The 8,937-nt window shown below is 40.9% G+C and carries 9 protein-coding genes; all 9 read left to right on the forward strand.

Going from position 1 to position 8,937, the window contains the following annotated elements; all coding sequences use genetic code 11:
* Positions 1-170 precede the first annotated feature (170 nt).
* The 9 genes from DXA54_RS22745 (at position 171) to DXA54_RS22785 (ending at position 8,897) form a co-directional block, all read left to right on the forward strand.
* The gene (locus tag DXA54_RS22745) at positions 171-350 is read left to right on the forward strand and encodes a hypothetical protein (RefSeq protein WP_004300393.1); all 180 of its coding nucleotides are present in this window, start codon (positions 171-173) and stop codon (positions 348-350) included.
* Positions 351-396: 46 nt separating this feature from the next.
* On the forward strand, positions 397-1,731 hold the full coding sequence (locus DXA54_RS22750; protein WP_008647280.1) for a DEAD/DEAH box helicase: 1,335 nt from the start codon (positions 397-399) through the stop codon (positions 1,729-1,731).
* A gap of 205 nt (positions 1,732-1,936) precedes the next feature.
* Positions 1,937-3,004, forward strand: coding sequence for a 3-phosphoserine/phosphohydroxythreonine transaminase (gene serC / locus DXA54_RS22755; protein WP_004300395.1), 1,068 nt, complete (start codon positions 1,937-1,939; stop codon positions 3,002-3,004).
* Between the two features lie 99 nt (positions 3,005-3,103).
* On the forward strand, positions 3,104-4,024 hold the full coding sequence (locus DXA54_RS22760) for an NAD(P)-dependent oxidoreductase (protein ID WP_074557192.1): 921 nt from the start codon (positions 3,104-3,106) through the stop codon (positions 4,022-4,024).
* A 162-nt stretch (positions 4,025-4,186) separates the two neighbouring features.
* Entirely contained in the window at positions 4,187-5,434 is a 1,248-nt protein-coding gene (locus tag DXA54_RS22765) for a DUF1015 domain-containing protein (RefSeq protein ID WP_120080732.1), read from the forward strand.
* Positions 5,435-5,689: 255 nt separating this feature from the next.
* Positions 5,690-6,307: an IMPACT family protein gene (locus DXA54_RS22770; protein WP_120080734.1), complete on the forward strand. Its 618-nt coding sequence runs from the start codon at positions 5,690-5,692 to the stop codon at positions 6,305-6,307.
* A gap of 96 nt (positions 6,308-6,403) precedes the next feature.
* Positions 6,404-7,150 carry a C39 family peptidase gene (locus DXA54_RS22775; RefSeq protein ID WP_008647284.1) on the forward strand — a complete coding sequence of 249 codons (747 nt, stop codon included), beginning with the start codon at positions 6,404-6,406 and terminating at the stop codon, positions 7,148-7,150.
* A 35-nt stretch (positions 7,151-7,185) separates the two neighbouring features.
* The gene (locus DXA54_RS22780; protein WP_120080736.1) at positions 7,186-8,271 is read left to right on the forward strand and encodes an HpaII family restriction endonuclease; all 1,086 of its coding nucleotides are present in this window, start codon (positions 7,186-7,188) and stop codon (positions 8,269-8,271) included.
* A 68-nt stretch (positions 8,272-8,339) separates the two neighbouring features.
* Complete coding sequence (locus tag DXA54_RS22785; RefSeq protein WP_120080738.1) at positions 8,340-8,897, forward strand: nitroreductase family protein; 558 nt, start codon at positions 8,340-8,342, stop codon at positions 8,895-8,897.
* Positions 8,898-8,937 lie beyond the last annotated feature (40 nt).

Here is an 8,937-nt window from a genome sequence, read left to right on the forward strand (position 1 = left end):
ATGCTTCTTCGATTTCCCGCTTCTTTTTGGTATTATCTCATAATGTCTTTCCGTTATGGTTTGTATCTATTTTATGTCTGTTTTAAAGATAGTTCTCCTTTTTTATCCGTACTTATCTATTATATTCGTATATTTGGCTACACAATAGAATTATTAAAGTACAATAGGTTATGGAATATCATCGTATATCTTTTATTCACAATGATACAGAGTATTCATTTATCAAAGCTATGAGTTCAAGTTTAACGGGATATGCCTTGGTGACAGCTTGTAGGGCAGAAGTAACCATTTACATGAAAGAGAATAATCTGAAAGGTTATTATATATTGACCGGCATGGCTAAAGTTTGATTGTATTTTTATCTCCGTACTCTTTCCTTTTTGTATCTTTGCCCCCATGTTAGAGAAAAATGAAATTATACAGTCGGCTCTCCGCAATTTGAAGATTGAGGAGCTGAATCCGATGCAGGAAGCATCACTTGAACAAGCTACCGGAAGAAAAGACGTTATACTGTTGTCACCGACAGGATCGGGCAAGACATTGGCCTATCTGTTACCTTTACTCCTTACTCTAAAACCGAACGATGACAGCGTGCAGGTTTTGATTCTCGTTCCTTCGCGTGAGCTGGCCTTACAGATAGATTCTGTATTCAAAGCAATGGGGACATCCTGGAAAACCTGCTGTTGTTACGGTGGACATCCTATCGCCGAAGAAAAGAAAAGTATATTGGGCAATCATCCTGCTATCATCATTGGTACTCCGGGACGTATCACCGACCATTTGTCGAAAGGCAATTTTAACCCTGAAACCATTGAAACTTTAATTATCGACGAGTTCGACAAATCGTTGGAGTTTGGTTTCCACGATGAAATGGCAGAGATTATCACCCAGCTTCCGGGATTAAAAAAACGTATGTTGCTTTCAGCTACCGATGCGGCAGAGATTCCCGAATTTACAGGATTGAACCGCACAGTTAAGTTGAACTTCCTTTCGGACGATTCTGAAGAACAAGAGTCGCGCTTGAAATTGATGGAGGTGCTTTCGCCTTCCAAAGATAAGATTGATACTTTATATAACCTGCTTTGTACATTGGGGAGCGCTTCGAGCATCGTGTTTTGTAATCATCGGGATGCGGTGGACCGTGTACATCAGTTATTGGCGGATAAAAAACTACTCGCAGAACGTTTTCATGGTGGTATGGAACAGCCGGACCGTGAACGTGCGCTTTACAAGTTCCGTAATGGCAGTTGTCATGTATTGATTTCTACCGATCTGGCTGCCCGTGGACTGGATATTCCGGAAGTCGGACATATCATCCATTATCATTTGCCGGTCAATGAAGAAGCCTTTACGCACCGCAACGGACGAACAGCACGTTGGGATGCGACCGGAACGTCTTATCTGATTCTTCATGCCGAAGAGAAACTTCCTTCTTATATTCTGGAAGAAATGGAGATAGTAGTGTTGCCTGAAAACCCTCCCCGGCCTCCGAAATCGGTCTGGGCTACCATTTATATAGGTAAAGGAAAAAAGGAGAAACTTAGCCGGATAGATATTGCCGGATTCTTATATAAAAAAGGAAATCTGACCCGCGAAGATGTCGGAGCGATTGACGTCAAAGAACATTATGCTTTTGTCGCTGTTCGCCAGGCTAAGGTGAAGCAACTCTTGAATCTGATTCAGGGGGAGAAAATCAAAGGAATGAAGACTATTATAGAAGAAGCGAAGTAAAGATCTTTTCTGTAAGATACCTTACTTGACATCTATGGATAACAAAATGGTGTATATATCCTGTATAAACCAATAAAAAGAAAGGAAAATCTGCTTTAAAACAGTATTTTTATAAGGAAAGATTTGTGCGGCGGAAATAAATTCGTAAATTCGCAAGGTCAAAAGACAAAAGTAACGAAATTGTTAAACCAAAAACAAACTTCAAATGAAAAAGCATAATTTCAATGCAGGACCTTCCATTCTTCCGCGTGAGGTGATAGAGGATACAGCGAAGGCTATTTTAGATTTCAACGGCTCTGGTCTCTCTTTGATGGAAATCAGCCACCGCGCCAAAGACTTCCAACCTGTGGTTGACGAAGCAGAGGCATTATTCAAGGAATTACTCAATATCCCCGAAGGCTATTCGGTACTGTTCCTGGGTGGAGGTGCTAGTATGGAGTTCTGCATGGTTCCTTATAACTTCCTCGAAAAAAAAGCTGCTTACCTAAACACCGGTGTATGGGCAAAGAAAGCTATGAAAGAAGCTAAAGGGTTTGGTGAAGTTGTAGAAGTTGCTTCCTCTGCTGAAGCTACATATACTTATATCCCCAAAGATTATACAATCCCGACAGACGCAGATTATTTCCACATCACGACTAACAACACAATTTACGGTACAGAATTGAAGAAAGACCTCGATTCTCCGGTTCCGATGGTTGCCGATATGTCTTCTGATATTTTCTCACGTCCGATCGACGTTTCTAAATATATCTGTATTTATGGTGGTGCACAAAAGAATCTGGCTCCTGCTGGTGTTACATTCGTTATCGTTAAGAATGACGCATTGGGTAAGGTTTCCCGTTACATTCCAACGATGTTGAATTATCAGACTCATGTTGACAGTGGCTCTATGTTTAACACTCCTCCTGTTGTACCTATTTATGCAGCATTGCAGACGCTTCGCTGGATCAAAGCACAGGGTGGTGTGAAAGAAATGGAACGTCGTGCCATTGAAAAAGCGGATATGTTGTATGCTGAAATCGACCGTAACAAAATGTTCGTGGGTACTGCTGCCAAAGAAGACCGTTCACGTATGAACATCTGTTTCGTGATGGCTCCCGAATACAAAGACTTCGAAGCTGACTTCTTGAAGTTTGCTACTGAAAGAGGTATGGTAGGTATCAAGGGACACCGTTCTGTAGGTGGTTTCCGTGCATCTTGCTACAATGCTCTGCCGAAAGAAAGCGTACAAGCTTTGATTGATTGTATGCAGGAATTTGAAAAACTTCATTAATAATATTTTCACCACAGATTATACAGACGGACGCAGATTTTTTTTATTCTGTGAGAATCTGGGTAATCTGTGGTGAGTCTTTATAAACAGAATTAGATTATGAAAATACTTGTAGCTACTGATAAACCGTTTGCTAAAGTTGCAGTAGACGGTATCCGTAAAGAAATAGAAGCAGCCGGATACGAGTTTGCTTTACTTGAGAAATATACAGAAAAAGCCCAGTTACTGGATGCAGTGAAAGATGCTAATGCCATCATTATCCGTAGTGATATTGTTGATGCAGAGGTGCTTGATGCTGCTAAAGAATTGAAAATCGTAGTTCGCGCCGGTGCAGGATACGATAATGTGGACCTGGCTGCTGCCACAGCTCACAATGTATGCGTGATGAACACTCCGGGACAGAATTCTAATGCTGTTGCCGAACTTGCTTTGGGTATGATGGTATATGCTGTCCGTAACTTCTATAACGGAACTTCCGGTACAGAATTGATGGGCAAGAAATTGGGTATTCATGCTTATGGAAACGTAGGCCGCAATGTAGCTCGTGTTGCCAAAGGTTTCGGAATGGAAGTGTATGCTTATGATGCATTCTGCCCGAAAGAAGTAATCGAAAAAGATGGTGTGAAAGCACTTGATTCTGCAGAAGAATTGTACAAGACTTGCCAGGTGGTATCTCTTCATATTCCGGCAACTGCCGAAACAAAGAACTCTATCAATTATGCTCTGTTGAAAGATATGCCGAAAGGTGCTATGTTGGTAAACACTGCCCGTAAGGAAGTGATTAACGAAGCAGAACTAATCAAATTGATGGAAGATCGTGCAGACTTCAAATATATCACAGATATTATGCCTGCTGCTAACGCAGAGTTTGCTGAAAAGTTTGCCGGACGTTATTTCTCAACTCCTAAGAAGATGGGTGCTCAAACTGCTGAAGCAAATATCAATGCCGGTATTGCTGCCGCTCAACAAATTGTTGGCTTCCTGAAAGATGGTTGCGAGAAATTTAGAGTAAACAAATAAGATTCTGAATAAGTCTGCCGGATTTTTCAGGATAACTATGATAGTATCTGAATAAAAACAATCCGTTGCAGAATGTCTTTTTTAGAAATAAGTAGTATATTTGAGCCACAGATTTTCAAGAAGTCTGTGGCTTTAATTTTTTACATATAAAATACTAATATCATGGCAATAATCAAACCTTTCAAGGGCATTCGTCCTCCGCAAAACCTCGTAGAACAGGTCGCTTCACGTCCTTATGATGTATTGAACTCTGAAGAAGCCCGCGCAGAAGCGGAAGGTAACGAAAAGTCTCTTTATCATATTATTAAACCGGAAATAGATTTCCCTGTTGGTACGGATGAACACGACGAACAGGTGTATGCTAAAGCTGCCGAGAATTTCCAACTGTTTCAGGACAAAGGCTGGTTGGTGCAGGATAATAAGGAAAACTATTATATCTATGCCCAGACGATGAACGGGAAAACGCAATACGGATTGGTGGTCGGTGCTTATGTTCCCGATTATATGAATGGTATTATCAAAAAGCATGAGCTTACCCGTCGTGACAAGGAAGAGGATCGTATGAAACATGTACGTGTGAACAACGCAAACATTGAGCCTGTTTTCTTTGCTTATCCTGATAATGAGAAGCTCGATGTTATTATAAAGAAATATACAGCAAACAAGCCGATTTATGACTTTATTGCTCCGGGTGATGGCTTTGGACATACTTTCTGGATTGTCGACCAGGATGCAGATATTGCTACCATTACTGCCGAATTTGCTAAAATGCCAGCTCTTTATATTGCTGACGGGCATCACCGTTCTGCCGCTGCTGCATTGGTGGGAGCAGAGAAAGCAAAGCAAAATCCGAATCATCGTGGTGATGAAGAATATAATTACTTCATGGCTGTTTGCTTCCCTGCAAATCAGCTAACCATCATCGATTATAATCGTGTAGTGAAAGATCTCAATGGTTTGACTCCCGAGCAATTCCTGGCTGCACTTGATAAAAACTTTATAGTAGAAGAGAAGGGTGCGGATATCTATAAACCATCCGGCTTACATAATTTTTCACTCTATTTGGGTGGTAAATGGTACAGCTTGACTGCTAAGGCCGGTACGTATAATGATAACGACCCTATTGGTGTGCTTGATGTTACAATCTCTTCCAACTTGATTTTGGATGAAGTTTTAGGTATAAAGGATCTGCGTTCTGATAAACGTATTGATTTTGTCGGTGGTATCCGTGGATTGGGAGAGCTCAAGAAGCGTGTGGATAGCGGTGAAATGAAAGTGGCTTTGGCTCTCTATCCCGTATCTATGAAACAGTTGATGGATATTGCAGATACAGGCAATATTATGCCGCCGAAGACTACTTGGTTTGAACCGAAACTTCGTTCGGGACTGGTAATTCATAAGCTAGATTAAGAAATATCTGTAAGATGATGCGAAAATTATTGTTGATAGGGACTATATCAGTAGATGTGACGCTTGATTGATGTAGAAAAAATAGTGACGGGATATGCCCGGGATAGTGACGGTATCGTTGTGGTATACCGTCACTATTTTTATTGGATAGCGTCACTATTTTTAATTCCCCCAACTGCCTATCATCGATAAGTGGAACATTAATATTTCCAAATGATAGATTGACTTTTCTCATTAAAGCCGTATCTTTGCAACATGACTGCTGAAGATACTTATAAAACCATCATTGAGCCTTCCGAAAGTATTTATACGGAAAAACGAAGCAAGTTCATTGCTATAGCCCTTCCTGTGCGTACTCTCGATGAGATAAAGATGCATCTTGAAACGTATCAGAAAAAGTATTATGATGCACGGCATGTATGCTATGCTTATATGTTGGGAGCTGCGCGAAAGGATTTCCGTGCCAATGACAACGGAGAACCTTCCGGAACAGCGGGTAAACCTATTCTCGGACAGATAAACTCGAATGAACTGACGGATATACTGATTATAGTTGTTCGTTATTTTGGAGGAATCAAGTTGGGGACAAGTGGATTGATTGTTGCTTACAAGGCCGCTGCTGCCGAAGCTATTGCTGCCGCTACTATTATAGAAAAGACGGTAGATGAGGATGTGACGGTAATGTTTGAATATCCTTTTATGAATGATGTCATGCGCATTGTGAAAGAAGAGGAACCGGAGATTCTTAATCAGTCGTATGACATGGATTGTAGCATGACATTGCGGATTCGTCGTTCGATGATGCCTAAGTTGCGTGCACGTTTGGAGAAGGTGGAGACAGCGCGGATTCTTGATGATGAGAATATTTTGTAGGTAAAGTATTAGAAGTAGTAATAGAGATAGAGAGTGGATTGCATGATAAATAAATGTCACATAATTTTTAGTCTGTTTTTAAGTTCCTTTGTATGGATGAGCGTTCAGGCGCAAGCACAAATACAGGAAACTCAAAAACTGGCTCCTAATAATATTCCTGTTCCGTGGTATTCGCAGAAAATCGCGGGATGCCCTTACTCGCATTGCTCTCTGGCTTCTTCGTTAATGGTCTTTGATTATTTTAAGGGAATGACGGCTGATACACAACGTACAGCCCAGGATGCAGAAAAGAAACTGATTGAATATCAGCGGAACTACTTTCTGAAAAAACGTGCTCCTTTCCGTCGCCGTACTTCAATAGGGCAGGGAGGATATTATTCTTTTGAGATTGATTCGTTGACACGTTATTATGAAAACATGATAAGTGCCGAACATTTCCAGCAGAAAGATTATCGGATATTGAAAGATTATATTGATCGTGGCATTCCTGTGCTTGTAAATGTGAGATATACAGGTGCAGTTCGTGGTTTGCGTCCTGGTCCGAGAGGGCACTGGATGGTGCTTCGTGGCATTGATGATAAACATGTGTGGGTGAATGATCCCGGACGTTCGCCGGAGATGCGGACTAAAGGAGAAAACATCTGTTATCCCATTAAGAAACAGCCGGGTAACCCTTCCTATTTTGATGGTTGTTGGACGGGACGATTTATCATAGTCACTCCCAGAGAATGGATACGAAACTCCCTGTTTGCACAGGTAGGCAAGCTCCCTCCATTGGAGGAGGTGACTCATATAGTTCCTCCGATTGTGTCGTCTGTAATATCAGTAGTAGAATTAAGATAGAACATTTGTAGTAAAATAAAGAAGAACAAAAATATATGGCATTTGAAGCAACCAAAAAAGAATGGTGCGAACTCTATTCTTTCTTTCGTCTCTTAGCAGATGGAAAAGTAGTGTTAGGCACAGCAGAAGCAAAGGCGGGAGATACATTTTGGCCTGTTGCAATGATTCAACGGGAAGAACATGATGGAACACGTCAATATTATATTGAAGAAGATACGATTCGTATAGAAGGAGAGAATGGGAGTAAGTCCATGCCTCGTGAAGATTTTGGTATTGTAGCTGATCTGATATTACAGGCTGTGAAATCTTCGTCGGAAAATGATGTTGTTTCTCCGGAAGGAGTAGAAGAGTTTTTAGACGAAGCTGCCATTTTCGATTTGGAAGCAAAAACAGAAGATCGCACAGATTTTTCCATTGCATTTTGGCATCCGAAAGCTCCGTTAAGAGGTTTCAATGTCCGTTCACGGTTGGGCGTAATGAATCCGTTGTTGGATGGAGGACGTGCAGCGAATCTTAAACTGGAACAGAGTGGAGTCAAATTTGCCACTCCAACAGTGAATAAAATCAATGCTTTGCCTGAATCTCCGAATGAAGTTGCCGAACGGATGATGATGATCGAACGTTTGGGGGGCGTACTTAAATACGCTGATGTAGCCGACCGCGTATTCCGCAGTAATCTTTTGATGATTGATCTGCATTTTCCACGTGTACTGACAGAAATGGTTCGTATCATGCATTTGGATGGTATCTCCCGTATTAGTGAGTTGACGGAAGTTATTAAACAAATGAATCCGTTGAAGATTAAAGATGAACTAATCAATAAGCATAAGTTCTATGAATTCAAGATGAAGCAGTTCTTGATGGCATTAGTATTGGGAATGCGTCCTGCAAAGATTTACAATGGATTGGATTCGGCAGTGGAAGGTATTCTATTGGTGGATGGAAATGGAGAAGTGCTCTGTTATCATAAATCGGAAAAGCAAATAATGGAGGACTTCTTGTTGCTAAATACCCGTTTAGAAAAAGGATCTTTAGAGAAAGACAAATACGGGTTCCTGGAGAGAGAGAATGGAGTCTATTATTTCAAACTGAATGCAAAGATTGGGCTGGTCAAACGGTAGAAAAGTATAATGTATTGATGCAGTTAAACTAATAATGATGGCATACTTATATAAAATACTTGTTATCCATGAAAACAAATGAAGTTTTAGAGAACATTAAAGCACGCCGTAGCGTACGGGCTTATACTGGCCAGCAAGTTTTAGAAGAGGATTTGCAGGCTATTTTGGAAGCTGCAACTTATGCACCGAGTGGAATGCATCTGGAAACATGGCATTTTACGGCTATTCAAAATATGGATAAGTTGACAGAACTGAATGAACGGATTAAAGGGGCTTTTGCAAAAAGCGACGATTCTCGTTTGCAGGAACGTGGACATAGTAAGACTTATTGTTGCTATTATCATGCTCCGACTTTAGTGATTGTATCTAATGAGCCTACTCAATGGTGGGCTGGTATGGATTGTGCTTGTGCCATAGAAAATATGTTCCTGGCTGCCCAGTCTTTAGGTATCGGCTCTTGTTGGATCAATCAGTTGGGGACAACATGTGATGATCCGGAGGTTCGTGAATTTATTACTGCTTTAGGTGTTCCTGCCAATCATAAAGTCTACGGTTGTGTAGCTTTGGGTTATCCTGATTCGAAGATTCCAATAAAAGAGAAAAAGGTAAAGGCTAATACAATGTAAGCATTCGAAGAAATGCACCTTTTACACTTTGAGGTTTGGT

Source organism: Bacteroides sp. OF03-11BH, assembly GCF_003604005.1.
GTDB classification, from domain to species: Bacteria; Bacteroidota; Bacteroidia; order Bacteroidales; family Bacteroidaceae; genus Bacteroides; species Bacteroides ovatus.